We start from the raw sequence: 25426 nt of genomic DNA on the forward strand, positions 1-25426 counted from the left end.
TCGGCGGAAATCGAGCTTTAGATGATTCTAAAAATTTCTCAAGAAGCGAAAAATTAGCTTTTTGCAGTAAGATTAGGATAAAAATTCACAAATAAAAAGCAGGAAATTTTTATCATTGTCACTAAAAATATAATTAATAAACTTATCTGAAGGTGGGAGTTATATGAATAAACCTTATTACCTGGCTTATGAAGAACGATATAAAAAAGTCCATTCCATGAATATTGCCTGGTTCGGTTCTAGGCCTACACTGGAGGTATTAAAATGGGTTGAAGAGTATCAGATTCCAGGAAATGAAGTAATTTTAGAGGTTGGATGTGGAGAAGGTCGTGATCTTATCTATCTGGCAGGTCTGGGTTATCGTGTCAAGGGAGTAGATATTTCGCCTACTGCAATTCAGTATTGTAAGAAGTTGGCACGAAAACGGGAAGTTGAAATAGATCTGCTGGTTTGTGATGGATTATATCTGGTAGATGAGTTGGGGGCAGAAACCTTTAATTGGATTTATTCTGTAGGAACACTCCATATGCTTGTTGACCAAAATCATCGGGACAGGTTTTTAAAAAATATATACCAAATATTAAAACCAGGAGGTAAAGCTTTATTGGTTAACATGGGTGATGGAAAGGAAGAGTATATTACTGATAAAACAAAAGCTTTTGAAGAGGAAGAAAGAAACCATCCAGATGGAGTTATCAGGGTAGCCTCAACTTCCTGTAGAAAAGTAAATTGGGATTACCACTTAAGGGAGTTAAAAAAAGCCGGTTTTACTGTGGAAAAACAGCTTTCCACGGAGAACGAAGAATATGGCAAATGTATGACGGTATATTTGACAAAGGAAAGTTAACTCTTTTGTAAGAATTTGAGGAAAAGAATTTGTAAAATGTTGGATTGGTCTAAAGAAACTTTACTAAATAATTTAATGATTATACTGTAAAAAGCTAATTTTGAACGATATAGAAATTTTTAGACAAACCATCTTAGCTCGATTTCAGTCGAAATAAGGCCTCATCACAGGATATGATGAGCTAATTAAGGGCCAGGAGGGCCCTTTGATTAGGAAGCCTTATTTCGACTGAAATCGAGCTTTAGATGATTCGAAAAATTTCTCAAGAAGCGAAAAATTAGCTTTTTGCAGTATAACCATTGATTAGTAAGTAAATTTGACTTTGAAATTGAGCTTTCTTCTGGTATAATTGAGAATGAGGATTAATTCATATCATTCATAAAATGGTAGCTTACATTTATCTGACCTGATTTGAACTTGAGGGGATGCTGCCTCTGAAGGGAGGGATAAGGATTGATTCAGAATATTCCTAATGATCGGGAAAGCAAACGGGAAGAAAAAGCCCTTAATGAGAAAAAGCGGCGTCAGCGGGCAAAAACCCAGGCTCTTCTTGAACGGAAGATGGAGCGGGGAGGCAGGTTCCGTAATGCTTACCGACGGGTTAAACGTAATTGGATGGAACTTTATGAAGAAGAAATGGAATGGGAATTAGAAGATTATTAATATCAAAGAAACCGGAATATATGTTATGTATTTTAATATATAGAATAGGAGAGATATCGGGAGTCGATTTGACTCCCTTAATTTATTTATTTTCTAAAAGTAGTCCTGATCATTTCGACGAAGTTTTAAGAAAAAAAATTTAACGAGGAGTGGAAGAAGTGAAGAGAAAATATTATACTAATTCGTATGTGGGAAGATTTAATACTAAAATCCTCCGGGAAGAAACACTGAAAGATGGTCGGCATCTGGTGGTTTTAGAAGAAACTTATTTTTATCCTACTTCAGGTGGACAACCTCATGATCTGGGAACGATAGCTGGAGTAAAGGTGCTAGATGTGGTTGATGGTGATGAAATTTTGCATGTGGTAGAAAGACCCATAGGTCTTGAGGAAGTTGAGTGCGAGATTGACTGGAAACGAAGATTTGACCATATGCAACAGCATGCAGGCCAGCATATTCTCTCCGCCTGTTTTGAAAAACTTTACGATGCAGAAACAGTAGGATTTCATCTGGGTGATGAATATGTGACAATTGATGTAACTTTAGATGAGTTGACCTCTGCTATGGCACAGAAGGTAGAAGATGCAGCTAATGAGTTAATTTATCGGAATTTGCTGATTAAGACCTATTTTGTAAAGCCTGAGGAACTTAAAAATCTTCCATTGCGTAAACCGCCGGTAGTGGATAAGAATATCCGGATTGTAGAAATAGATGGGGAAGATTATTCTCCATGTGGTGGTACCCATCCTAAAACTACCGGTGAAATCGGAATAATTAAGATCCGCAAATGGGAGAAAAAACGGGCCAACATCAGGGTTGAGTTTGTCTGCGGCTATCGTGCCCTTGCTGATTATCAATGGAAAAATGATCAGATTAACCAGGTTTCCAATCTGCTTTCCATTAAAGATAAGGAGACGTTAGATGGTGTTACACGTCTTTATGAAGAGTTGAAAGATTTACGGCGGGAAGTTAGAAAACTGAAAGGGCAGATGTTGGAGTATGAGGCTCAGAAGTATTATAACATGGCCCGGGAAATTAATGGTATACGCCTCATCAGCCAGATTGTCACAGATCGGGACTTAGGAGAAGTAAAACAATTAGCTAATAAGATTGTAGAGAAAGAAAGGGTAATTGTACTATTTGGAGTTAAAGGTGAGAAGGCACAGGTCAGTTTTAGTCGTTCTGATGATCTGGATGTGAATATGAATGAACTTTTAAAAGAAGTTATTGGTTTGATTAATGGTGGTGGAGGTGGAAATGCCAGGTCTGCTCAGGGTGGAGGTACAGATATCAATAATTTAGAGAATTTGCTGAAATCTGCTGAGATTATACTTAAAAATCGATATTTAAAGTGAGGTGATTAAATGGATCAAGAGTTAAAGGCAAGCTTGATAGAAACATATGATCGACATGCTAAAGAACGGGATAAAAGTGAGATAGAACCATGGAAAGCAGAGGAAAGGGATTATTTTTTAAACCTTCTAAAAAAGGAGCAGAAAAAGTTTCTCTTAGAGATTGGAGCAGGGCCAGGGAGAGACAGCAAATTCTTCAAAGATAATGGATTAGAAGTTATAGCTATAGATATTTCAACAGAAATGGTTAAATTATGTAAAAAGAAAGGTCTTAAAGCATATGTAATGGATTTTTATAATCTTAAGTTTTATCCTGAAACCTTTGATGCAGTCTGGGCTTTAAACTGCCTCTTACATGTACCCAAAAAGAATCTTCCAAAAGTTTTAGAAGGTATTCGTAATGTCTTAAAACCTAATGGATTGTTTTATATGGGTGTGTATGGGGGACCTGATTCAGAAGGTGTGTGGGAAGATGACCATTATTGGCCGCAGCGTTTTTTTGTTTTTTATACTGATGAGCATATTCAGGAGGTTGTACAGGAGTATTTTGAGCTTGTTTATTTTAAAACAATTCCTACTGGTGGAGAGATTCATTTTCAATCTTTAATATTACGAAAAAAATAGGATGATTAAACTGCAAAAAGCTAATTTTGAGCGATATAGAAAATCATCTTGGCGAGATTTCCGACGAAATAAGGCCTCATCACAGGAGGTGATGAGCTAATCAAGGACCAGGAGGGCCCTTTGATTAGGAAGCCTTATTTCGGCGGAAATCGAGCTTTAGATGATTCGAAAAATTTCTCAAGAAGCGAAAAATTAGCTTTTTGCAGTTTAACCAGATTATATTTTTTTATAAAAATGGGGCCAATAAGGCCCCTATTACTTTTTTTATTTGGATAGATGTTTTTTCGTTATTAAGGGAAAGAATGCCTGTTGGGTAGTTTTTCACACAGGTAGAGCAGCGGATACAGGTTTCATTATCAAATTGATTCTTATCAGAAAACTCCAGATAAGGGGTTAACTGCATTGGACAAACCCGGGAACATTTGCCACAGATATGACACATTTCTTTTCAAGCAATGGATACCTTTTGATCTATCTTTTTATTTATGCCGAGCAATTTACCCAATTTATACATAAGTATCTGCATTGTACCCGTCGGGCAGAAGGAACACCAGGTTCTGGGATTAATCAATATAGCCAGAGGGGTTCCTACAATGGTTACTACAAGGTAGTTCATGACGAAAATATATCCCAATTTATCCAGAAAAAATGTTGTACCGAAGATAGTAATTTAATTAACATATAAGAAAACCATGCAAAGGCTATTGTCTTAGTAATTTTGGATTTGAAAAAAGAAGGGATTTTCCTATTAGGACTGATGGGCATGATGATAAAATCAAACAAACTTTCATGTGGACAAAAATTTCCGCACCAGTATTTATCTTTAAAAAGTCTTAGTACCATTAAGGGTGATCATAACTGGAATCATCAAAAGACCCAATTTTGGAAACCAGAGCCCCGCAAAAGCTACTATAGCCAGGAGAACTTTCTAATGGGAGTAAAAATTCGATTGGTTTTAATGTAGAATGTTGGTATGATAATTAAGATACCTCCTTTTTAAATTATTCATATCCCATACCATCGGGAGGTATAGTATAAACTATATTCAATTACCCTTTACTTGTCAAAAGATTTTTTTGAAATTCTTTATTTTTTTATGGGAATATTTCTACTCAAAAAGGAAAATTAATATCTTTTGTTGAAATAATCAATATTGGAAAAAAGTTATGAAGGGGGGATTAGATGGAGCTAAAATTTAAAATATGGTTAGAAGAAGATGGTGAGAAACTATTTGGTATTGGCCCCTGTGACATTCTTAAGCGGGTGAAACGGACCGGGTCTTTACGTAGGGCTGCTGCCGAGATTAATATGTCTTACAGCCAGGCCTGGAAGTTAATTGATAGACTTGAAAATGCTCTAGGGTTTTCTCTATTGGAAAAACAGGTGGGTGGAAAGACAGGAGGTGGGTCCCGTCTGACTCCGGAAGGGAAAATGTTAATGGATGCTTATGAAAATTTCTATCAGGAAGCCTCAGAAATATTAGAGAAATTATGCGATAAATGGTTTACTCCTTTTTTTAAAAAACAAAAATGAGTTTAATGATTTAATTTTTGCTACCGTTATACGAGTTTACATATAACGCTTTAGGAAAATATTTTTACGAAGGAGGGTGAGCTATGGTAAATAAATGGTTGATTTTTTTAGTAATCATTCTGCTTTTAATTGGGGTTGGATTAACATATTCACACCAGAGTGGGATTAAATCAAAGGAGAGGGAGTTATTGGTTTTTGCTGCAGCCAGTTTAACCGATGCGTTTCAGGAATTGGTAGAGAAGTTTGAACAGCAATATCAAGGAGTTAAGGTCAGATTAAATCTGGCTTCCTCAGGAACACTACAAATCCAGATAGAGCAAGGAGCACCGGCCGATGTTTTTGCTTCTGCGGGAATAAAGCAGATGGAATCACTTTTAAAAAAAGGGTTAATAGCAACAGATTCAGTGACTTATTTTGCCAGAAACCAATTGGTGGTTATTGGGAAGAAAAATAGTCCGTTAAAGATTACAGGCCCTGATGATTTTCTTAAGGCTCATATAAGAGAGATCAGTATTGGTGACCCAGTGACGGCACCTGTTGGACAATATAGTGTTACTTCATTAAAAAATCTACATATCTGGGAACAAATCGAGAAAAAACTTGTATTTGCTAGAAATGTAAGACAAGTATTGCAGTATGTGGAGCGTGGTGAGGTGGATCTGGGCTTTGTTTATGCAACAGATGCAGCTATCTCAGAAGAGGTTAAAGTTCTTTATACTATTCCGCAAGATACACATCATCCCATCCTATACCCTATAGGAATTGTAAAAGAGAGTAAAAACCAGGATTTAGCGAAAAAATTTATAGAGTGGGTTCTCTCACCGAATGGTCAGGAGATTTTAGCAAGATATGGGTTTGAATCTACTATATAGGAGTGTTTTAGATGAATCAGATATGGTTTTCGATTTATTTATCATTTAAAATTGCGTTTATTTCTACCCTTCTTGTTATTTTTATTGGCTTTTGGGTCAGTTGGATTTTGGTCCGTAAAGACTTTATGGGAAAAAAATTAATTGAAGTTTTGGTAAATCTACCTCTACTGGTTCCGCCGTCTGTTCTGGGATACTATCTTCTCTTAATTTTTGGACGGGAGGGATTAATTGGATATGGATTGGAAAAGTATCTGGGAATTCGGTTGGTTTTTCATTGGACGGGTGGAATAGTAGCGGCTGTTATGGTCTCATTACCCCTTTATATTAATGCTGTCCGGCCTGCCCTTGCAACTTTAGAACAGGAGGTAGAGCAGGCGGCAAAGGTAGATGGTGCAACAGATTTTCAGGTCTTTTATAAGATTATTTTGCCGTTAATAAGTAAAAGTCTGATTGCAGGAATTGCATTGACTTTTGCAAGATCTTTAGGAGAGTTTGGAGCAACATTGATGTTAATTGGCAATATTCCCGGTAAAACTCAGACCATGTCTCTTGCTATTTACCAGGCTGTTCTCTCAGGTGAATATGGTATTGCTAATCAGCTTGTCTTTATATTGACGTTTTTTGCAATTTTAATCATGCTTTTTATAGGAAAGATTGATACTAAATTTGAATAATGAAGGAATTGAAATGGACTTAAAAGTTTAAAAAGAAAATTTTACTATAATTGCGAGGAAAAATAATTTTTTATCCGAAGAGGTGATGATTAATACAAGGATTCTTTCTTAAAAAAGGCAATTGGCAATCCTGCTCGAAAGATTTTTTTTATTGAAGGGAAAAGAAATTGAACTTTAGATAGTTCGAAAAATTTCTTTTGAAGTAAAAAATTAGCTTTTTATAGTAAAATCAGATATTTATTAATATTAATTAGATGACGGTATAATATATACCGTCAATTTTACTGTAAAAGATGTTAATAAAATATTGACATTTGTAAGTATATAGAATATTATAATATTATTAATATGTCTAACAATAGCTTGATGGTAGATTCAAGGAAATGTGACTTATTTGTAAGGGGGTTTTAAATTGCTTAAGGAAAAGATTTTAACTCAAGAGTATATTTTGGATTCTAAGTTCAATGCCAGAGTTAGGTGGAATATGATTTTGATGTTGGCTGGAAAGCTGGTATCCCTTTTTGGAACCTATATCTATAGTTTTGCCATTGGTTTATATGTTCTGAAAGTGACGGGTTCAGGGATGAATTTTGCTACAACATTGGTTTTCAGTATGTTACCCAGGGTTATTTTGGGACCTTTCGCAGGAGCTATAGCAGATCATTTTAATCGTAAGCGAATGGTTATCATTATGGATTTTTTAAGTGGTATAATCGTTTTGGCTTTGTATGGTATCGCTTTTTATGATAGTTTACGACTTTCATATATCTATACTGTGGCTGTATTATTGTCAATTTGTAATACTTTCTTTAATGTGGCGTTAGATGCAAGTATTCCGAATCTTGTAGATGAAAAACGTTTGTTGAAAATAAATTCTTTTAATCAGAGTATTATGTCATTGGCCCAGATTACCGGTCCAATGATAGGTGGTTTGATTTACGGACTTGTAGATGTGAAAGTTTTTTTAGTCATTAATGGACTTTCTTTTATTATTTCAGCTATTTCTGAAATTTTTATAGATTTTGAACTAACAGCTGACCGCGGGAGAGATAGAAAGAAAGAAGATATTACATTTTTAAAGAAGATTATAAATGAGATGAAAGAAGGGTTTTTATATTTAAAAGAGTCAAAGTTTTTGCTAACTTTACTAAGTTTTGCTTTATTTATGAATTTTCTCGTTAATCTAGGATATGCGGTTTCAGTACCTTATATTATTAACAAAGTAATAAAATTAACTCCTGGCCAGTATGGTATAATTTCGAGTACATTTTCTATCGGGATTTTTTTGGGTTCATTGGTATTATCAATTTTGCCTGAGTTTAAAAAAAAGTATAAGATTATGACGATAAGCTTAAGTATATTTGCTGTAGAATTAGTGTTAACCGGGATACCTGGGATTCCAGTTTTACGGTTTATCGATAAATATATTTTCTTTATTTTCTATTCCACTCTGGCTTTTTTGATGGGAGTGAAACAGGCCATTATTAATATTCCACTTCAGGTTGAATTTCAAAGGCAGATTCCCGACAAATATAGGGGGAGGGTTTTTGGATTAATACAAACTACGGCTATGGCAATAACTCCTCTTGCTTTGATATTAGCTGGTATTTTCACTGAAATGATTCCCGTTTATATATTACCGATTACTTCAGGTATTTTGTTAGCACTTTTGATGGTTAAATTTGCAACTAATGAGGATATAAAAAAATTATAAAAGAGGGTGGGTCTAGAAAAAGTAAATTTCAAGAAAAAATATGATTCTAGGATTTTTTATGATAATTATAATACAGAAATGCTGGCAAATTGGGTTTTGTGGCCTGGTCAGGTTTAGTATATCCAGGTTATAATAGTTATATGAAGTAGAAAATCACCTCTTCACATAAAAAGAAAATATGGTATAATAAATAAAATAAGATACCATTAATGGATTTGTTGCGGGAATAAAACCAGGCAAAGGAGGATTATATAGTTATGCATTACTTTGAACGAACAAAAGTTAGAGATGCTCTTAGGGCAGAAAAGCCTCAGGAGGATGTAATTATCCTGGGTTGGGTACGGACCAAACGGGTATCCAAAAATGTTGCATTTCTGGAAGTAAACGATGGGAGTACGCTGGCAAATTTACAGTTGGTACTGGAACCGGATAAGTTTCCTATCTTAGATGAGGTTAATACCGGGACAAGTATCAAAGCAACGGGGGACCTTGTTGAATCCAAGGGTGGAAAACAGGCCTGGGAGGTACAGGTAAAAACTTTAGAAATTATTGGACATTGTCCACAGGATTATCCGCTTCAGAAAAAACGTCACAGTTTTGAGTTTCTTCGTGAAATTGCTCATATTCGCCCCCGGACTAATACCTTTGGAGTAGTTAACCGCTTCAGAAGTAAGATGGCTTATGCTGTTCATAAGTTTTTCCAGGAACGGGGATTCTACTATGTCCATACTCCGATTATTACTGCCAGTGACTGTGAAGGCGCTGGTGAGATGTTTAGAGTCACCACTTTTGATCTGAATAAAGTACCTATGACCGATGGTCATGTGGATTTCAGGCAGGATTTCTTTGGTCAAGAGACATCTTTAACCGTATCCGGTCAGTTAGAGGCTGAACTTCTGGCTACTGCTATAGGTGATGTTTATACCTTTGGCCCGACTTTTAGAGCAGAGAATTCTAATACTTCCCGCCATCTTGCAGAGTTCTGGATGATTGAACCCGAAATGGCTTTCTGTGATCTGGAAGAAAATATGAAGATTATTGAAGAATTTTTAAAATATCTCTGTCAATATGCTCTGGATAACTGTCAGGAAGAGATGCAGTTTTTTAACAAATGGATTGATAAGACCCATACCCGGATTCAAACCCTTGAAGAGATTGTTAATTCTGATTTTGGTGTTATTACTTATACAGAAGCTATCGAGATTCTTAAAAAAGCTGATCGTAAATTCGAATTTCCGGTTGAATGGGGACTGGATTTACAGTCTGAACACGAGCGTTACCTGACAGAAGAATATTTTAAGCGTCCTATGATGGTTATTGATTATCCAAAAGATATTAAAGCATTTTATATGCGGCTTAATGATGATAATAAAACTGTTCGTGCTGTTGATGTACTGGTACCGCAGGTTGGAGAGATTGTTGGAGGTTCCCAACGCGAAGAGCGTCTGGACAAATTGATTCAGCGAATGGAGGAACTGGGTATGGATATTGAAGGGATGCAGTGGTATTTGGATATCCGCCGTTGGGGAAGTGTTCCGCATAGCGGTTTTGGCCTGGGCTTTGAGCGAATTTTGATGTACATGTCAGGAATCTCCAATATCCGTGATGTTATACCTTTTCCAAGAACTCCGGGGAATGCTAAATTTTAATCTGAAAAAATGCACCAATAGATATCTCAGCCCGTCTGGGATACTATATGGTGCTTTTTTTCTATAATTTAAAAAGGAAAGTCGAAGGTTTTTGTAGAACTTGAAAAAGGTGCTGGTTAAAGAAAACCACCATTGTGAACTTATTTATCCAGCAGATTTTATCATTATGGAATATGTTAAAAAATAGAAGTAGGTGAAATTAGATGAGGAACAAAACACGCGGTAGTATTCAAATTATTATTTCTTCTATTTTTTTCGGAGCATTACCTCTATTGACCCAGATAGGATATGAAGGAGGAGCAAATGTAGTTAGTATTCTGGCTATCCGTTTTAGTATTGCAGCCGTTTTGATCTGGTTTTATCTCTGGTTGACAAAAGTAAAGATCAAAGTGGATCTTAAACAATTGTTTATTTTAGCTGTGGTTGCTATATTTGGGTATGGAGTTATGGTCTTTAGTTATTTTTTATCATTACAGTATATTCCATCTTCTCTGGCAGCTATGATTTTATTCACTTATCCAGTAATTGTTACCTATCTATCGGCGATTCTGTTAAACTCGCCAATTACAAAAGTTAAAGTTATTGCTCTCGTGCTGGTCACTATCGGTGTGTTATTGATGAGTTGGGGTGAAGTGGATTTCCATCCTTTTGGAATATTCCTTGCTTTTATAGCGGCACTTTTTTATGCCATTTATATTGTTTATCTGGGTAGTTCATATACTTTTCAGTTAGAACCTAGGGTGTTAACAGCTTTTATCATTCTTTTTTCTGCTATCTTTTTTATGATATTGGGGGTCATTAGGGGAGATTTAATCTTTGCAATCAGCGGCTTTGCATGGTTAGCTATTATTATTATGGCTATTTTCTCTACTATTTTTGCTATTATGATTTTTTATTCTGGTGTGCAGAAGATAGGGCCAGCTTTAGCAGCAATTATCAGTGCAGTTGAACCAATAACGGTAATGATTTTGGGAGTTATGATTTTGGAGGAAAAAGTTAGATTTATTCAATTATTGGGATCTTTATTAATCCTCAGCGGAGTTATTTATGTTCAAAAATGCAGCTCAAAGCCGAAAATAGATTGGAAAGCAAGGATTTAAAAGGAGAGGAGTAATATATGTCCAATAGATGGCAGGAGGCAGAACAATTCTTAAGAGATAAGGACCCGGTACTTGGAGGACTGATAGAAAGATATGGTCCATGTACCTTAAGCCCACGGAAAAATCTTTTTGATTTTCTTTGTGAATCCATCATTTGGCAGCAAATATCGATAAAAGTAGCAGTTTCTATTATGGAACGGTTTCGTTCTCTTTTCAGTAAAAATCAGGCAGAACCTGAGGAATTGTTAAATTTAAGTAATGAAGACTTAAGAGAGGTTGGAGTGTCCCAGAGAAAAATAATTTATCTAAAAAACCTGGCTAAAAAGATCGTAGATGGAGAGTTGGACTTATTTCGATTAAGAGAGCTTTCTAATGAGAAAATTGAAGATGAATTACTTAAATTAAAAGGAATTGGGCCCTGGACAGTGACTATGTTTTTGATTTTTGCTCTCAACCGAACCAATGTTTTACCGATAGGTGATTTAGGAATCAAAAAAGCAATTCAGATTCATTATAACCTACCTGAACTCCCTAGACCTGATAAAATACGAGAGATTGCCCGGGCCTGGCATCCATATGAATCCATTGCCTCATGGTATCTCTGGCAAAGCTTAAGAAACAAAGATTAGATTATGGCAGATTTTTATAAAAAGCCAGAATTTTTTTTAATTTAATTTTAGAGGAGTGGCAAAAATGAAATATATCAGACGATTTATTTTATACCTTATCATTGCATCAATTCATTTTCTGCTCCAGGCAACCATGATGCTTTTGTCAATTATCAGTAAATTAATCTTTTTTGAGGATTCCATCTGGTCAATGGGTGGGATGCTGAGAGTGATATCTGCAGGGTTATATCAGATTTTAATATTTCCATTTATCTGGATTTTTCAGAAATGGTCGTTCCAGATTCCCTGGTTTCAGGACTTACCTTTTGTATTGAATAGTCTTTTATGGGGGTTAATTATTTATTTACTTATTGCTAGAAAAGCCAGGAAGAAGAAAAAAAATGCACGTTATTATTTTGTGCGTGGTTTATAATAATTTACTAATCATGATTTAGAGTTAGAATGGTTGGTGTATGATAGATTTTATATGAATTTATAAGGGAGGAATTAATTATGAGTGGGAAAATATCCAATAGAAGAAAGTTTGTTTATTATCTGGGAATGATGTTTATTATTATAGGTTTTCTTATGTTCTTATCAAATTTTATATTTATCACTTTTGAAGGAAGTCCATTTGGGCATAAAGGATTTTTTTTCAGAAGAACCAGTCCATTTTTGGGTTTTGATAGTATAGTAGGGGGATTTGCCATCCGGGGAGTAAGTAGTTTTACTTTAATAATCATTGGAGGAGTATTAATGATTGTGGGTAGAGCCGGATTAGCAGGTTCAGGTATAATACTTGATCCTGAAAGAGCAAGAGAGGATTTAAAACCATGGAATCGTGTTAAAGGAGGTATGATCAACGATACTCTTAATGAGATTGATGTAGTTAAAACAGTAACCAGAAAGTTAAGTGGAGAAGAAGCTGAGCCAGTAATTAAAGTTCGGTGTAGTTCGTGTCGGACACTGAATGATGAAGATGCAAAATTTTGTAAAAACTGTGGGAAATCTTTATAAGTTTATGGAAAGTAAGTTTGGAGATATGTTGGGGTTAAGAAAAAAAGTTGCTTTAGAGGGGTTGGATGGTGAAATGGAGAATATATTTATTATGTAATTTAAGATTTTACTGCAAAAAGCTAATTTTTCGCTTTAAAAGAAATTTTTCAAATCATCTAAAGTTCGACTGAAATCTCACTAAGGTGGTTAAACGAAAAATTTCTATGGCGCTCAAAATTAGTTTTTTGCAGTTTAATCATTTAATAGAAAAATAATAAAGGGGGTAAAATAATGGACTTGTTGGCACGGGTTGATAACATGCGTGATCAGATTATCAAATCTACCCAGGAGTTAGTACGGATCAGGAGTGTAGAAGAAGAGGCACAGCCGGGAATGCCTTTTGGTAAAGGGGTTAATGATGCTTTAGAGTATGTATTGAAGCTCTCTGAGGAAATGGGATTTAAAACAAAGAATTTGGATGGATATGCTGGTCATGCTGAAATTGGTGAAGGTGATGAGATTGTAGGAATTCTGGTACATTTAGATGTGGTTCCAGAAGGTAGTAATTGGACATATCCACCTTATGGTGGGGAAATTCATGATAATAAAATATACGGTCGTGGTACTATTGATGATAAAGGGCCAGCTATTGCGGCTTTATATGCAATGAAAGCGGTACTGGACAGTGGAATTCCGTTAAAGAAACGGGTTCGGATTATTTTTGGAACAGATGAGGAGAGCGGTTGGGAGGGAATTAAGTACTATTTAAAGCATGAAGAAGCTCCTACAATAGCTTTTGCTCCAGATGCCGAATATCCTGCTATTCATGGTGAGAAAGGAATTCTTATCTTTAATTTAGAAAAGGAATTTAAGAATAATTGTACTGCTTGTGATGATGGAATACGGATTGTATCCATAAAGGGTGGAAATGCTCCGAATATGGTTCCAGATTACTGTGAGGCCGTTTTGGCTGGTAATGATCTGTCTAAGGTTAGAGAAGCAATGGAAACATATGCTAAGGAAAATGAAGTTCATCTCGAATGGGAAGAGAAAGATGGTCAGGCGGTTATCAAATCCCATGGTGTTTCTGCTCACGGTAGTTTACCTGAATCGGGTCAAAATGCAATTTCACAGCTTATGGTTTTCCTGGCTTCTCTCGATTTAAGTTCCTGTGATCTCTGTGACTTTATTAAGTTCTATGCTAAAAAAATTGGTATGGAATATTATGGGCAATCTATCGGATGCGGAATTGAAGATGATGTATCTGGAAAATTGATCTTTAATGTGGGTTTAATTGACCTGACAGAGGAAAAAGCAAAAGTAGTGGTAAATATCAGGTATCCTGTAACCAGTTCAGCGGAAGAAGTATATAGTGGAATTGAGAAGGAGCTAGAGGGTACCGGTATTAAACTCGTAAAAGGAGAACATATGAAACCATTATATGTTCCGGCAGATGATGAACTGGTAGTAAAATTAATGGATGTTTACCGTGAGTTAACGGGTGATGATAGAGCACCTATCACAATTGGTGGTGGTACATATGCCCGTGCTGTTACAAAAGCTGTGGCCTTTGGACCGCTTTTTCCAGGTCAGCCTGAGTTAGCCCATCAGAAGGATGAGTTTATTGGTGTGGACGATTTGATTTTGAATACAAAGATATATGCAAAGGCAATCGTAGCGTTAGCGGGATAATTATAAAATCGGGGGAATTCCCCCCGATTAGTTTATTTTCCTGTCCAGATAGCTTCTAGACGGTAGATAGCTTTACCCATTTCGACCCATTTTTTCTCATATCGGGTCATAATATTTTTTTCAGCATATTCACTATTATGCAGGTCAAAGGTAATATTTTTAAGTAAAAATCCGTTTCCGGATAATTTTTCAAGAGAGAATTCAAAGAAATCCCGATTATCGGTTTTAAAGTGGATTTCTCCCCCAACTTTGAGAACTTCTTTATATAGATTAAGGAATCGGGGATGTGTAAGACGTCTTTTATGATGTCTTTTTTTCGGCCAGGGATCAGAGAAATTAAGATAAATTCTTTCCACTTCACCGGGTGCAAAGTAGTTAGTTATAAATTGAGCATCTCCGTAAATAAAGGCCATATTCTTTTTATCATATTCAACAGCATAGCGGGCAGGATAGATTAAAACTTCTTCTACCTTTTCAAAGCCAATAAAATTGATTTCTGGATGCTGTTCGGCTATTTCAATTATGAAATGCCCTTTACCTGTACCAATTTCTAAATGAATGGGGTTGGAATTACCGAAAAATTCCTGCCAATGCCCTGAAATATTTTTTTTAGTTTCTGGGCCAAATATAACCCGGGGGTTTTTTCTAAGTTCATCTTCTGCCCAGGGTTTATTCCGAATTCGCATTATGGATTCACTCCTTTTTAACAGTGTCATCTCAGATTGTACTATATTGCTAAAAAATTTTCAACCCTATAGGTATAGGGTAGCATTTATGGTAGAAAGGAGAGATTAAATGGAATTATTAACATTATTTTATCAGATTCTTGTTTTATTTATGATACTTTTGATTGGATTTATTATCTATCGTTTAAAAGTTATTGATGAACATTTAATCGGTGGTTTATCTCGATTGATAATGGATGTGACTTTGCCGGCTATGATTATTACTTCGATGAGTTTCGACTTTTCCCGGGAAATATTATTCAAAAGTGGTCAATTATTTTTTATATCATTGGGATTATACTTTTTTTCATGGATTATCGCACTTCTGGTGACCTGGAAGATGAAAATTACAGACAGGGAAAGAGATATTTTTCAGTTTATGCTAACATTTTCTAATGTGGGATTTATGGGGTATCCTGTTATTGGTGCTATCTATGGCAAGTTGGGGATTTTTTATACATCAATCTTCAATTTTACTTTTGGATTGGTTGTCTGGACGTTAGGGGTCTGGCTCTTTCGGAGAAGGGAAGGAGAAAATTTTACGTTTCATTGGCGAATGTTTCTGACACCGGGGATTGTTGCTGTTTTGATAGGTTTTGGGTTCTTTCTCTTCTCTATTAAGCTTCCATATCCCATATTTCATACTTTAGATTTATTAGGAAGTACTACCACACCACTTTCTATGTTGATGGTAGGAGCATTGATGGGTAAATCAGCGATTCGTAAGATGTGGAAAAACAAGCAAATATACCTGGCAAGTTTCGTCCGGTTGGTGGTCATCCCTTTTTTCACTCTGATCCTGGTTTTACCTTTTAAATTTTCTGAGACCATGTTAGGGGTGATTGTTATTTTAATGGGAATGCCGGCAGCTGCCAATACTGCAATTTTTGCTAAAAGATTTGGTGGTGATGCAGAATTGGGAGCAGAGGTAGTTTTTATCAGTACTCTTTTTTCAATTGTTACTATTCCCTGCTTTTTGTTTTTGCTTAAAGCATTATAAATCCAACTTCGATGATTTGAATGAGCCAGAGCTAAGGAACAGAGCTTCAATTTCGAAGTTTCTGTTCTCTTTTATTTTTAAAGTATAGTAAGATTATACTGCAAAAAGCTAATTTTGAGCGACATAGAAATTTTTCGCCAAATCATCTTAGCGAGATTTCCGATGAAATAAGGCCTCATCGCAGGAGGTGATGAGCTAATCAAGGGCCAGGAGGGCCCTTTGATTAGGAAGCCTTATTTCGGCGGAAATCGAGCTTTAGATGATTCGAAAAATTTCTCAAGAAGCGAAAAATTAGCTTTTTGCAGTTAATCATATATAGATTACATACATCATATATATTTTTAAGAGAATTCTCTACCATTACTGAGAATGAGAATACAGCAATGACGTGTTGAAAGTAAAATTTGTTGTTAAGGAGGGAATTTGCAGTGCACTTTAATGAACTATGGATTGCCGGGGAAGTATTGGATTATCCAACATTGGAATTGAAAGATGCTGAATTTCCTATTTTCAAGTCAACTATCCGCATTTTGCGGGTTGGATACTTAAAAAAACGCCGTGTTTCACTCAATTTAAGCTATAAAGGTGAGGAATTAACCCGGGAAATGATCAGGGAGTTAGGTAAGTATTCTCATCTTTTGAATACCCGTCTGGATAATCCTCATGATCTGGAACAGATGTTAGATTATGTAGTAGATATTTTTCCCATCATTACTTTTGGGCGCTCGGCTCAGTTCTGTTATGATCGGATTCATAAAGGTGATTTTATTATTTTTAATGGTGAGATTCAATCCAGGGATTTACTAATTGATATAGATCTTTCTGATGAGCAGATACGGAAATTGGATGAATATTTGAAGAAGTTAAATCTGTTAGATAGAAAAGAAGAATTTTTACAGAGTATGGATCTTATAAATATTAGACGAAATCAATATCAGATTGCTTTTAAAGAAGTTTATATTTGCGGAATGCGTGGAGGTGCCCGAATAGGACAGCAGGGGGATAGGATTTATGAAAATAAATGCTTTCTTTTGGGTCGGGTATGTAATGAACCGGAACTCCGTTATACAGAAGAGGGTCGCCCTTTATTGAATTTTATTTTATATATAAAACGTCCCCATAGCGACCATAAAAGAGAAGATTTGCAACAGGATTATGTAAATGTAATTATCTGGAATGAGATGGCAGAGAGGATGTATGAAAAATTAAGGAAAAATACTGAAGTACTAATCAATGGTCGGCTCCAATCCCGAATTTATTATAAAGAACATCTGCCAACTTTAGAACAGTCTTATCAGCTGAAGGAATTTTTACATAGTGCTAATATTTATAATCCAAAGATAGAGGCAGAGTTGTTAAAAATTATTGGATTAGATGGGAGGAAAACCAGACATCGGGCCTATGAGGTTTCAGCAAAAAGAATTGATATTTTAGGATAAAGACCTGAGTTTTAAGTGCTCAGGTCTTTTATTAACTTTCTTGCGATTAAAAAAGGAATCTGGTATAATGGGCAAAAGAAAGGGGCGGTGTTTATTATGCCAAAGATTATGGAAGTCCTGAATATTCCGAGTGGGGGATTATATGATAAGTTTTTTACTCATCGTGAAGCCTTAATTGCTCAGTTTTCCATGGGAGATATTTCCAAACGGGAATTTATTGCTGCCAACTATGATTTTGTCATGAGTCTTGGTGTTAAACCATTTAAAAATATTGATTGTTTGCAGAAGGGTTTTTTTAATTACCATTATTATAATATACTTGCCAAGTATAGGTATATGGAAGCCAGAGATATAAAACGAAAAGGTGAATATGAAAAATACTATCGGAAAGCTATTGAAGAAGTAAACTATTATTATCGCCAGAAAGATCTGGCAACACTTAAAATTTTAGAATTAATTGATTTTAAAAATGTTGAAGCCTATTATATCCGGGTTCGCTCTAAATTTTTAAAAGGAGAACTAATAGAAATTATTCTCCATGATTTTGAGGATCTAATTCTTCATACTAAAAATGAGCGGATTCGTGAAAAGCTTGAACAGGCCGGAGCTTTTCGTTATGATAATCGTAAATCGGTTATTGATCAGTATATTAATCAGAAGTATTAAGATTGTCTTTTTTAAGGCAATCTTTTTTTTATAATTTTACTGCAAAGGCTAATTTTTCTGACCATCTAAAATTCAATTTCAGTAACTTGATTAGCTCATCACATGCTGTGATGAGACCTTATTTTGACTGAAATTTTATTAAGATGGTTTAATAAAAAATTTCTATGGTGTTCAAAATTGACTTTTTGCAGTTTAATTTTTTATATTTAAAAAACAATAATAAATTTTTATAAAAGACAAAAAACAGATAAACCAACTGTATATTATCACACTTGACAAAATTTTGCTTTTTATATATAATATAGACAAGACCCAAAAAGGAGGGAAATTATTTGGCTGGGAAAGAAATAGTGACTATAGATATATTCAAACAAGATTATCAATCATTGATAAGAGAAGCAGTATCAGCAATAAATGATGAACGTAATTACATAAAAGCTTATGATTTGGCAACTCAGGCGAAATTAATTGCAGAAAATTATTTAGAAGATGAACTATCTATTATCGAATGTGAAAGAATCAGAGGATTGGCTTATTTAGGAATTGATAGTAGTATAGGTCATGACTTAATTAAGAAACTTTACTTTGAAAATAAAAATAAATTTAAAGATAATAAAGATCTCTTAATTAAATTAGAACTGGCTTTGGGTGTGAGTAAAAGGGTAATTGGTGAATACAATAAGGCGATTCAGGTCTTTAGAAAGATTTATAAATATGCAGAAAAAAAAGTTAATGAAGAAAAAAGTCGAGGAAAGGATGTCAGTGAATTTATTCGGATTATTATCAGATGTTATATTGAAATAACCTGTTGTTTAATTTATAAAAGTCAACAAAAAAATTACCTGGTTAGGGTAAATTTGATAGAGGAAAGATTAAAAAAGTTAAATTTAATGGAAATTAGGGATTTGGAGGAAATATATAAGTATGTAGATGAACAGATTTGTAATTCAGAAATTAATATTGAATTAAACGAGGCAGAGAGGTACATAAAAAAAGCTTTTTTGATGTCAAAGGAACATAATTTAAAAGATCTGGAACTATTTAGTCTTTTAGATTATGCCTGTGTTCTTGTAGAAAAAAAAGAGTTTGATGAAGCACTCAGGATTCTTGAATCGATAAAGGAGGAGCAATTTGTTCAGGAAAATTTATTTGGGTATGTTTTGGATGAAATTGGTATTATATTGATTCATAAAGGGAGAATTGAAGAGGCAAAAGAGTATTTAGATTCTGCCTGGAATTGGTTATATAAGAGAAATGATATCAATGAATTGAATAGAATTTGTTATGGAATTGCATTATATTTCTTTAAAAAAGGAAATTTAGATCTGGCATATGCTTTTGCTGAGTTGGCTTATAAACAGGATCAGAATTTTCCTTGTTTAAAATTACTTTATGAAATTTGTTTAATTAAATATATAAGTGCTCAGAGAGTGGGGAATGAATCTGAATATGCTTTCTATCGTAGTGAATATGATAGATATAAATTATTCTGTAATAGTTCCCTGTAGGTTAACTCCCCAAACAAAAGGTTAAAATCGGAAGCTTACTTAAAAGGGGGCTGTCCCAAAAGTCCCTTTATAACCCCCAAAAGTAAATATTAAAAGAAAGGTGTTGTCAGAAATTTTTATAAAGACAACACCTTTTTTTATGGTAAAATATAAATATGAAGAGGAAAAACCATAATAAAAAGACATTTATTGAATATAATATGAATCAGACAATGTTGCCTTTGAGTTTTGATGTGTTTATTCCTGAGAATCATTTAGTAAGGGTGGTAAATTCAGCTATAGAAAGGATGAATATTGAACCCCTGCTTGAAAAATATAAAGGTGGGGGTAGAAGCAGCTACCATCCGAAAATGATGCTTAAGGTTATAGTATATGCCTATACTCAGAGAATATATTCATCAAGACGAATTGCCAAGGCACTTCGGGAAAATATTTATTTTATGTGGCTTAGTGGTAACAATAAACCTGATTTTCGGACGATAAACCGATTCAGATCAGAGATCATGAAAGATGTTATTGATGAGGTATTTGCATCAGTATTGGAACTTCTTATAGAAGAAGGATATGTAAAGTTAGAGAATTACTTTTTAGATGGTACAAAAATAGAAGCTAATGCAAACAAATATAGCTTTGTCTGGGGAAAAGCGACAAAGAAGTACAAAGCAAGGCTCAGGGCAAAAATTAATGAACTTTTAAAAGAGATTGAGAAAACCAACGAAGAAGAGAATAGATTGTATGGGGATAATGACCTGGAGGAGATGGGTGAAGGAAAAGAAATAGATTCAAAGAAACTCGAAGAAAAAATTAAGGAACTTGAAGAACGTCTAGAAAAGAATTCCAAAAACAAGAAGTTAAAGAAAACAATTAAAGAGCTCAAGACTAAATGTCTTCCCAGAATGAAAAAATATGAGCAACAGGAAGAGATTTTAAATGGACGAAACAGTTATTCTAAAACAGATACTGATGCAACTTTTATGAGAATGAAAGAAGACCACATGAAAAATGGGCAATTGAAGCCCGCATATAATGTTCAGATAGGTACAGAGAATCAGTTTGTAGTTGGTTATAGTATTCATCAAAGGCCGGCAGATTCAAGATGCTTAATACCTCATTTAGAAAAAGTAAAAGAAGTTACAGGTAAGATTCCGGAGAATGTGATAGCTGATTCAGGTTATGGTAGTGAGGAAAATTATGATTACTTAGAGAAAGCTAATACTAATATTTATGTTAAGTATAATACTTTTCATAAAGAACAAAAGAAGAAGTTTAAAAATGATATATTTAAAGTAGAAAACTGGCCGTATGATAAAGAAAACGACGAGTTTATTTGTCCTGTTCAAAGAAGACTCATTTACTGTAAGACAAAAGAAATTAAGACTGAAAATGGATATACTAAACAAATTAGATATTACAAATGCGAAAATTGTGATGAGTGTGAGTTAAAAGAAAATTGTACCAAGGCCAAAGGTGATCGAGTAATAAGAATAAATTTTAAATTACGTGAATATAAGCAAAAGGTAAAGGAAAACCTTTGTTCCGATAAAGGTATGAAACTCCGTTCTCAAAGAGCAATTGAAGCGGAATCTGTCTTTGGAAGGATCAAAGGTAATTGGTCATTCCGGAGATTTCTGCTTCGTGGCCTTGAGAAAGTAAAAATTGAATGGGGTTTACTGTGTATAGCCCATAACCTGGCTAAACTGGCAACAGTATAGAATGTCAGGTATGGGTTTTTATTTTCTTAACAGAAAAATTTTCAATGAATTTGAAATGAACAATGAAAAAAGGGGCCATGCCCAAAAGTAATTAATTACTTTTGGGACAGCCCCTTTTTTTATTTATCAGAACACAATCCAAATATGTTGAAAGAACCTTTAATATCTGGTATATTATTGTTAAAGTTTTAACTACTTTTGAATTAAAGAGTTGAGCAGGTCTTGTAGATCTGGTGCTAATGGTGCTTCAAATTCCTTTTTCTCATGAGATAGAGGAATTCGACAGAAGATTTTCCATGAATGGAGAGCGTGTCTTTTAATTAGCTCATCACTTCCACCATAGAGGGTATCTCCCATTAGAGGATAGCCGAGATAACTTAAGTGAACACGAATCTGGTGGGTGCGACCGGTTTCTAAGCTAAGGGCAATTAGTGTAGCATTAGAAAATCGTTTTAATACTCTATAGTGGGTTATAGCTTTTTTTCCTTGAACAGGATCAACTTTACGTTGGATAATGCTACCTTTTACACGCCCGATGGGAGCATCTATAGTACCTGAATCATCGGTTATCACACCATGTACCAGGGCCAGATATTGGCGATGGATCTTATTACGTTTAAGTTGATTGGACATGTAATTATGTGCATATTGATTTTTTGCTATCAATACCAGACCAGAAGTATTACGGTCCAGTCGGTGAATAGGGCGGAAGAGGTTATGATTTCCCTGGGCTTTGAGATAGTAGAGGACACCATTGGCCAGGGTATTGGTTCGTTCTGTAGCTGTAGGATGAACCAGCATTCCTGTAGGTTTATTCACAACCAGTAGGTTTGCATCTTCATAAACAATATCAAGTTGCATGGGTTCAGGTTCAAAATCTGCCTCTTCATCAAAATTAAAATTAAATTCCAACAGATCTCCTTCTTTAACCTGTGTAGAAAAATCTACATATTGCCCATTAAAGCGTACCCGGTAACTTTTTCGGATTTTACGGAGTAAGCTGCGGGAAATTAAGAGTTGATTTCTTAGGAGCTGATAAATAGTCAATCCCGTCTCTTTTGGTTGGACCTGATAGGTTATGATCTGCTCATCATTTTTAAAATGATCTACATATGGTTTTAGCATCTTCAACACCTGTCTTTCTCTGTTTATTATAAACGGTAATCAAGATAAATTGCAACTGAAAGGTGGGGAAAATGCAAAGTAATTTTGTTTGTTACAGATGTGAAAAAAAGTATTCACTTGATAAACCCATTTGGCGGTGTGAATGTGGAGGGTTATTAAAGATTGAGCGGAGATTTAAAACGATGGAAATTCAAAAAGAGGATTTGAGTTTATGGAGGTATCGGGATCTTTTACCGGTTGAGCAAAAGGATGCAATGATTACTTTGGGTGAGGGGATGACTCCTCTTTTACAGAGAATGATTAGCGGCTATAATATTTATCTTAAGATGGAATTTTTATCTCCAACTGGTTCCTTTAAAGATCGGGGAGCAGCAGTTCTTTTGAGTAAGATAAAAGAATGGGGAATTGATCGGATTGTTGAAGATTCATCTGGTAATGCTGGAGCAGCAATTGCAGCTTATTCAGCTGCTGCTGGAGTTCAATGTGAAATTTATCTTCCAGAAAAGACATCAGAGGGAAAGATTAAACAGATCGAAGCATATGGTTCTAGTATAAAGAAAATTCCTGGTGAGCGTGATGCTGTTTCCCGGGCAGTGATGGAAGCAGCAGAGTCAGTTTATTATGCCAGCCATTCCTGGAATCCTCTTTTCTTTGAGGGAACTAAAACTATGGCTTTTGAGATATGGGAACAGTTGGGTTATCAGGCTCCTGAATTTTTAGTAATACCCGTTGGGAACGGAACTATGCTTCTTGGAGCTTTTATTGGTTTTATGGATTTACTTAAGATGGGCCAGATTGAAAAATTGCCCCGGTTTATTGCAGTCCAGTCGGCTAACTGCGCACCAATTTATGCCAGATTTTATGGATTAGAACTCAAATCTATAAAACCTACGGTAGCAGAAGGGATCTCTGTTGGTGAACCTGTACGTATTGATGAGATTGTAGAAGCTGTCAGGGAAACTGGTGGAGAAGTGGTGACCGTTACTGATAAAGAGGTCTTAAAAGGTGTGCGGGAATTGAGTAGGATGGGGATTTACGTTGAACCTACTTCAGGTACGGTAGTGGCAGGATTTTATCAAGCCATAAAGAAAGGGTTGATAAAATTAAAGGATAAAGTGATCTTACCCCTGACAGGGAACGGTTTAAAGAAGGGGTAAAAGGATTTAAATCAATATTATCAATTGACTTTCGCGTGGAGCTGATGAGTTAACCAGTAAGGAGTATGCATTGGGCAGAGAGAAAAACCTTTTATTTCTTTATTACACCAATGGTAGCCAGATGGTAGAACTTCATTAATTGAGATAGAAAAGTTATTTACTAAATCAGGAATTCAGTTCTGGAGTTATGTTTTAGATAAAAGGATTGGGCTTGACGATGGTGAAACAAAACTTATCGGGATTTATCGGCAGAGTAAGAATAATTCTGGACTGAGAATTTATTCAATAGATGATCTTCAGAAAGAAAGTACAATTGAGAAGATTATCAAGGATGATCATGTAGTTTTATTATTAAAGATTAAAGTAGCGAAGACGAGAAAGTAATTGCCTTTCCAGAATTTTTATGGAAGAGCAAAAAGTTATCCAATCAGGCTTTAACAGAAAATAGGGTAACTTAAGTATAAGAATAGAGGTATTAAACGTAGAATAGATATGGATGAAGAGGAGGTTTTTTATATGTATTCACTTAGTAAGATTAAAAAGGTTTTATGTAAGATATCGGGATGCAAAATAATCGAAAATGCTCCCATGTCTCAATATACCAGTTTTAAAATTGGTGGTCCCGCTGACCTTATGGTGGAGCCAACTAATTGTGAAGGTTTACAAAAGATTTTACAGTTTTTTTCCAGAGCCAATGTTCCATATTTTGTTCTTGGCAAAGGAAGTAATCTGCTTGTTGGTGACCGGGGAATCCGTGGTGTGGTAATAAAAATGACCGGGTTAAATTATATCAGAATTGAAGGGAACCGAATCACTGCTGGAGCCGGTGTGACCCTGGCAAAACTTGCTTCTTGCGCGTTAGAATCTGAATTAACCGGTCTGGAATTTGCCAGCGGCATTCCTGGAACTTTAGGAGGAGCAGTGGTGATGAATGCCGGTGCTTATGGAGGAGAGATGAAAGATATAATAACCCAGGTTATAGCTTATACACCTGCTGGTGAAAAAAAAGTCCTTACCAATGAGGAGATAGGGTTTGGCTACCGTAAGAGTATTTTTCAGAAAAATGGATGGATTGTGGTAGAAGCAGAGATGAAATTAAAGAAGGGAGACCCGGTAGAGATTCGGGCAAAGATGATTGATTTGAATAACCGCAGGAAGGAAAAACAGCCTCTCGAATATCCCAGTGCTGGAAGTGTTTTTAAAAGACCTAAAGGATATTATGTCGGAGCATTGATTGAAGAGGCAGGTCTAAAAGGTTATACTATCGGTGATGCACAGGTATCACAAAAACATGCAGGTTTTATTATTAACAGGGGAAATGCGACAGCGAAAGATGTTCTTAGTCTAATTCGCTATATCCAGAAACGGGTGTGGGAAATGGAAGGAGTTGAACTTGAACCAGAAATACGTCTTGTAGGTGAGTTTAATTCTGATGAAGATTAAGCCAGTGGTTTTTCACTGGCTTTTTTTATTCATGTAGGTTTTATTAAGGTAGATTGTTAAAATTGTGTGGGCGACAATTCAAGTAAAAAGTAAAGATTCTAATTTATGATTAAACTGCACATCTTAGTGAGATTTCAGTCTAAATAAGGCCTCATCTGAGGATTGATGAGTAATCAAGGGCCAGGAGGGCCCATTGATTAGTGTGCCTTATTTCGACTGAAATCGAACTTTAGATGGTTCGAAAAATTTCTTTTGAAGCGAAAAATTAGTTTTTTGTAGTAAAATCATTTGTGCTTTTTATATTTTTTAAAGGATTATAAGCAGGGA

26 protein-coding genes are annotated in these 25426 nt (G+C 35.2%); 21 read left to right on the forward strand and 5 right to left on the reverse strand.

The features are described 5' to 3' along the window. Positions 1 to 163: 163 nt before the first annotated feature. From BBF96_RS01065 to BBF96_RS01080, 4 genes are all read left to right on the forward strand, one after another. Positions 164 to 847 carry a class I SAM-dependent methyltransferase gene (locus tag BBF96_RS01065; protein WP_127015431.1) on the forward strand — a complete coding sequence of 228 codons (684 nt, stop codon included), beginning with the start codon at positions 164 to 166 and terminating at the stop codon, positions 845 to 847. Positions 848 to 1300: 453 nt separating this feature from the next. Then, a complete protein-coding gene (locus BBF96_RS01070; protein ID WP_127015432.1) occupies positions 1301 to 1510 on the forward strand; it encodes a hypothetical protein in 210 nt (69 codons plus the stop codon). A gap of 158 nt (positions 1511 to 1668) precedes the next feature. Then, positions 1669 to 2865, forward strand: coding sequence for an alanyl-tRNA editing protein (locus BBF96_RS01075; protein WP_164730833.1), 1197 nt, complete (start codon positions 1669 to 1671; stop codon positions 2863 to 2865). 9 nt (positions 2866 to 2874) lie between these two features. Beyond that, positions 2875 to 3486, forward strand: coding sequence for a class I SAM-dependent methyltransferase (locus tag BBF96_RS01080; protein ID WP_127015434.1), 612 nt, complete (start codon positions 2875 to 2877; stop codon positions 3484 to 3486). A gap of 226 nt (positions 3487 to 3712) precedes the next feature. Here BBF96_RS01080 and BBF96_RS17275 read toward each other — a convergent pair whose 3' ends face one another. From BBF96_RS17275 to BBF96_RS17280, 3 genes are read right to left on the reverse strand one after another with little or no spacing between them, the layout of a single operon-like run. Beyond that, the gene (locus tag BBF96_RS17275) at positions 3713 to 3928 is read right to left on the reverse strand and encodes a 4Fe-4S dicluster domain-containing protein (protein ID WP_418654997.1); all 216 of its coding nucleotides are present in this window, start codon (positions 3926 to 3928) and stop codon (positions 3713 to 3715) included. A 6-nt stretch (positions 3929 to 3934) separates the two neighbouring features. Continuing rightward, on the reverse strand, positions 3935 to 4102 hold the full coding sequence (locus BBF96_RS16585) for a 4Fe-4S binding protein (protein WP_205665682.1): 168 nt from the start codon (positions 4100 to 4102) through the stop codon (positions 3935 to 3937). Continuing rightward, complete coding sequence (locus tag BBF96_RS17280; protein WP_418654998.1) at positions 4099 to 4329, reverse strand: 4Fe-4S binding protein; 231 nt, start codon at positions 4327 to 4329, stop codon at positions 4099 to 4101. The genes BBF96_RS16585 and BBF96_RS17280 overlap by 4 nt, the downstream gene beginning before the upstream one ends. A 339-nt stretch (positions 4330 to 4668) precedes the next feature. On the opposite strand from BBF96_RS17280, the gene BBF96_RS01090 reads away from it, so the two are divergent. The 10 genes from BBF96_RS01090 to pepV all read left to right on the forward strand — a co-directional run bounded on the left by BBF96_RS01090 (position 4669) and on the right by pepV (position 14324). Continuing rightward, positions 4669 to 5019 carry a winged helix-turn-helix domain-containing protein gene (locus BBF96_RS01090; protein WP_127015435.1) on the forward strand — a complete coding sequence of 117 codons (351 nt, stop codon included), beginning with the start codon at positions 4669 to 4671 and terminating at the stop codon, positions 5017 to 5019. An 83-nt stretch (positions 5020 to 5102) separates the two neighbouring features. After that, entirely contained in the window at positions 5103 to 5891 is a 789-nt protein-coding gene (modA, locus tag BBF96_RS01095; protein ID WP_127015436.1) for a molybdate ABC transporter substrate-binding protein, read from the forward strand. An 11-nt stretch (positions 5892 to 5902) separates the two neighbouring features. Then, a complete protein-coding gene (gene modB / locus BBF96_RS01100) occupies positions 5903 to 6565 on the forward strand; it encodes a molybdate ABC transporter permease subunit (RefSeq protein ID WP_127015437.1) in 663 nt (220 codons plus the stop codon). A gap of 412 nt (positions 6566 to 6977) precedes the next feature. Then, positions 6978 to 8279, forward strand: a complete 1302-nt coding sequence (locus BBF96_RS01105; RefSeq protein ID WP_127015438.1) for an MFS transporter — start codon at positions 6978 to 6980, stop codon at positions 8277 to 8279. A 257-nt stretch (positions 8280 to 8536) separates the two neighbouring features. Then, complete coding sequence (gene asnS / locus BBF96_RS01110; protein ID WP_127015439.1) at positions 8537 to 9928, forward strand: asparagine--tRNA ligase; 1392 nt, start codon at positions 8537 to 8539, stop codon at positions 9926 to 9928. A 203-nt stretch (positions 9929 to 10131) separates the two neighbouring features. Then, entirely contained in the window at positions 10132 to 11028 is an 897-nt protein-coding gene (locus BBF96_RS01115; RefSeq protein WP_127015440.1) for a DMT family transporter, read from the forward strand. A gap of 17 nt (positions 11029 to 11045) precedes the next feature. After that, entirely contained in the window at positions 11046 to 11657 is a 612-nt protein-coding gene (locus BBF96_RS01120; RefSeq protein WP_127015441.1) for a DNA-3-methyladenine glycosylase family protein, read from the forward strand. Positions 11658 to 11721: 64 nt separating this feature from the next. Continuing rightward, entirely contained in the window at positions 11722 to 12069 is a 348-nt protein-coding gene (locus BBF96_RS01125) for a hypothetical protein (protein ID WP_127015442.1), read from the forward strand. Between the two features lie 80 nt (positions 12070 to 12149). After that, positions 12150 to 12653, forward strand: a complete 504-nt coding sequence (locus BBF96_RS01130) for a zinc ribbon domain-containing protein (protein WP_127015443.1) — start codon at positions 12150 to 12152, stop codon at positions 12651 to 12653. Between the two features lie 270 nt (positions 12654 to 12923). After that, the gene (gene pepV, locus BBF96_RS01135) at positions 12924 to 14324 is read left to right on the forward strand and encodes a dipeptidase PepV (protein WP_127015444.1); all 1401 of its coding nucleotides are present in this window, start codon (positions 12924 to 12926) and stop codon (positions 14322 to 14324) included. A gap of 32 nt (positions 14325 to 14356) precedes the next feature. On the opposite strand, the gene trmB is transcribed toward pepV, so the two are convergent. Next, the gene (trmB, locus tag BBF96_RS01140; protein ID WP_127015445.1) at positions 14357 to 15010 is read right to left on the reverse strand and encodes a tRNA (guanosine(46)-N7)-methyltransferase TrmB; all 654 of its coding nucleotides are present in this window, start codon (positions 15008 to 15010) and stop codon (positions 14357 to 14359) included. 109 nt (positions 15011 to 15119) lie between these two features. Between trmB and BBF96_RS01145 the strand changes: the two genes are divergently transcribed. From BBF96_RS01145 to BBF96_RS01165, 5 genes are all read left to right on the forward strand, one after another. Next, complete coding sequence (locus tag BBF96_RS01145) at positions 15120 to 16049, forward strand: AEC family transporter (RefSeq protein WP_127015446.1); 930 nt, start codon at positions 15120 to 15122, stop codon at positions 16047 to 16049. A 428-nt stretch (positions 16050 to 16477) separates the two neighbouring features. Continuing rightward, positions 16478 to 17488, forward strand: coding sequence for a single-stranded DNA-binding protein (locus tag BBF96_RS01150; RefSeq protein WP_127015447.1), 1011 nt, complete (start codon positions 16478 to 16480; stop codon positions 17486 to 17488). A gap of 96 nt (positions 17489 to 17584) precedes the next feature. Next, positions 17585 to 18154 carry a DUF6648 family protein gene (locus BBF96_RS01155; RefSeq protein ID WP_127015448.1) on the forward strand — a complete coding sequence of 190 codons (570 nt, stop codon included), beginning with the start codon at positions 17585 to 17587 and terminating at the stop codon, positions 18152 to 18154. Positions 18155 to 18486: 332 nt separating this feature from the next. Further along, entirely contained in the window at positions 18487 to 19662 is a 1176-nt protein-coding gene (locus tag BBF96_RS01160) for a tetratricopeptide repeat protein (RefSeq protein WP_127015449.1), read from the forward strand. A 155-nt stretch (positions 19663 to 19817) separates the two neighbouring features. Next, positions 19818 to 21374, forward strand: a complete 1557-nt coding sequence (locus BBF96_RS01165; protein WP_127015450.1) for an IS1182 family transposase — start codon at positions 19818 to 19820, stop codon at positions 21372 to 21374. Between the two features lie 192 nt (positions 21375 to 21566). Here BBF96_RS01165 and BBF96_RS01170 read toward each other — a convergent pair whose 3' ends face one another. After that, positions 21567 to 22499: an RluA family pseudouridine synthase gene (locus BBF96_RS01170; RefSeq protein ID WP_127015451.1), complete on the reverse strand. Its 933-nt coding sequence runs from the start codon at positions 22497 to 22499 to the stop codon at positions 21567 to 21569. Between the two features lie 71 nt (positions 22500 to 22570). Here BBF96_RS01170 and thrC point away from each other — a divergent pair, with 71 nt between their 5' ends. Both thrC and murB read left to right on the forward strand, forming a co-directional pair. Next, on the forward strand, positions 22571 to 23656 hold the full coding sequence (gene thrC, locus BBF96_RS01175; protein ID WP_127015452.1) for a threonine synthase: 1086 nt from the start codon (positions 22571 to 22573) through the stop codon (positions 23654 to 23656). Between the two features lie 516 nt (positions 23657 to 24172). Continuing rightward, complete coding sequence (gene murB, locus BBF96_RS01180) at positions 24173 to 25099, forward strand: UDP-N-acetylmuramate dehydrogenase (RefSeq protein ID WP_127015453.1); 927 nt, start codon at positions 24173 to 24175, stop codon at positions 25097 to 25099. Positions 25100 to 25426: the final 327 nt, after the last annotated feature.

Source organism: Anoxybacter fermentans, assembly GCF_003991135.1.
GTDB lineage: Bacteria > Bacillota > Halanaerobiia > DY22613 > DY22613 > Anoxybacter > Anoxybacter fermentans.

What these genes read in the sequence shown, in the direction of transcription:
- modB (WP_127015437.1), top strand. Translation starts at nt 5,903, where the DNA reads ATGAATCAGATATGGTTTTCGATTTATTTATCATTTAAAATTGCGTTT.
- BBF96_RS01125 (WP_127015442.1), top strand. Translation starts at nt 11,722, where the DNA reads ATGAAATATATCAGACGATTTATTTTATACCTTATCATTGCATCAATT.
- BBF96_RS01120 (WP_127015441.1), top strand. Translation starts at nt 11,046, where the DNA reads ATGTCCAATAGATGGCAGGAGGCAGAACAATTCTTAAGAGATAAGGAC.
- BBF96_RS01155 (WP_127015448.1), top strand. Translation starts at nt 17,585, where the DNA reads ATGCCAAAGATTATGGAAGTCCTGAATATTCCGAGTGGGGGATTATAT.
- BBF96_RS17275 (WP_418654997.1), bottom strand. Translation starts at nt 3,928, where the DNA reads ATGTGTCATATCTGTGGCAAATGTTCCCGGGTTTGTCCAATGCAGTTA.
- BBF96_RS16585 (WP_205665682.1), bottom strand. Translation starts at nt 4,102, where the DNA reads ATGAACTACCTTGTAGTAACCATTGTAGGAACCCCTCTGGCTATATTG.
- asnS (WP_127015439.1), top strand. Translation starts at nt 8,537, where the DNA reads ATGCATTACTTTGAACGAACAAAAGTTAGAGATGCTCTTAGGGCAGAA.
- murB (WP_127015453.1), top strand. Translation starts at nt 24,173, where the DNA reads ATGTATTCACTTAGTAAGATTAAAAAGGTTTTATGTAAGATATCGGGA.
- BBF96_RS17280 (WP_418654998.1), bottom strand. Translation starts at nt 4,329, where the DNA reads ATGGTACTAAGACTTTTTAAAGATAAATACTGGTGCGGAAATTTTTGT.
- BBF96_RS01130 (WP_127015443.1), top strand. Translation starts at nt 12,150, where the DNA reads ATGAGTGGGAAAATATCCAATAGAAGAAAGTTTGTTTATTATCTGGGA.
- BBF96_RS01065 (WP_127015431.1), top strand. Translation starts at nt 164, where the DNA reads ATGAATAAACCTTATTACCTGGCTTATGAAGAACGATATAAAAAAGTC.
- BBF96_RS01145 (WP_127015446.1), top strand. Translation starts at nt 15,120, where the DNA reads ATGGAATTATTAACATTATTTTATCAGATTCTTGTTTTATTTATGATA.
- BBF96_RS01170 (WP_127015451.1), bottom strand. Translation starts at nt 22,499, where the DNA reads ATGCTAAAACCATATGTAGATCATTTTAAAAATGATGAGCAGATCATA.
- BBF96_RS01115 (WP_127015440.1), top strand. Translation starts at nt 10,132, where the DNA reads ATGAGGAACAAAACACGCGGTAGTATTCAAATTATTATTTCTTCTATT.
- BBF96_RS01165 (WP_127015450.1), top strand. Translation starts at nt 19,818, where the DNA reads ATGAAGAGGAAAAACCATAATAAAAAGACATTTATTGAATATAATATG.
- pepV (WP_127015444.1), top strand. Translation starts at nt 12,924, where the DNA reads ATGGACTTGTTGGCACGGGTTGATAACATGCGTGATCAGATTATCAAA.
- thrC (WP_127015452.1), top strand. Translation starts at nt 22,571, where the DNA reads ATGCAAAGTAATTTTGTTTGTTACAGATGTGAAAAAAAGTATTCACTT.
- trmB (WP_127015445.1), bottom strand. Translation starts at nt 15,010, where the DNA reads ATGCGAATTCGGAATAAACCCTGGGCAGAAGATGAACTTAGAAAAAAC.
- modA (WP_127015436.1), top strand. Translation starts at nt 5,103, where the DNA reads ATGGTAAATAAATGGTTGATTTTTTTAGTAATCATTCTGCTTTTAATT.
- BBF96_RS01090 (WP_127015435.1), top strand. Translation starts at nt 4,669, where the DNA reads ATGGAGCTAAAATTTAAAATATGGTTAGAAGAAGATGGTGAGAAACTA.
- BBF96_RS01080 (WP_127015434.1), top strand. Translation starts at nt 2,875, where the DNA reads ATGGATCAAGAGTTAAAGGCAAGCTTGATAGAAACATATGATCGACAT.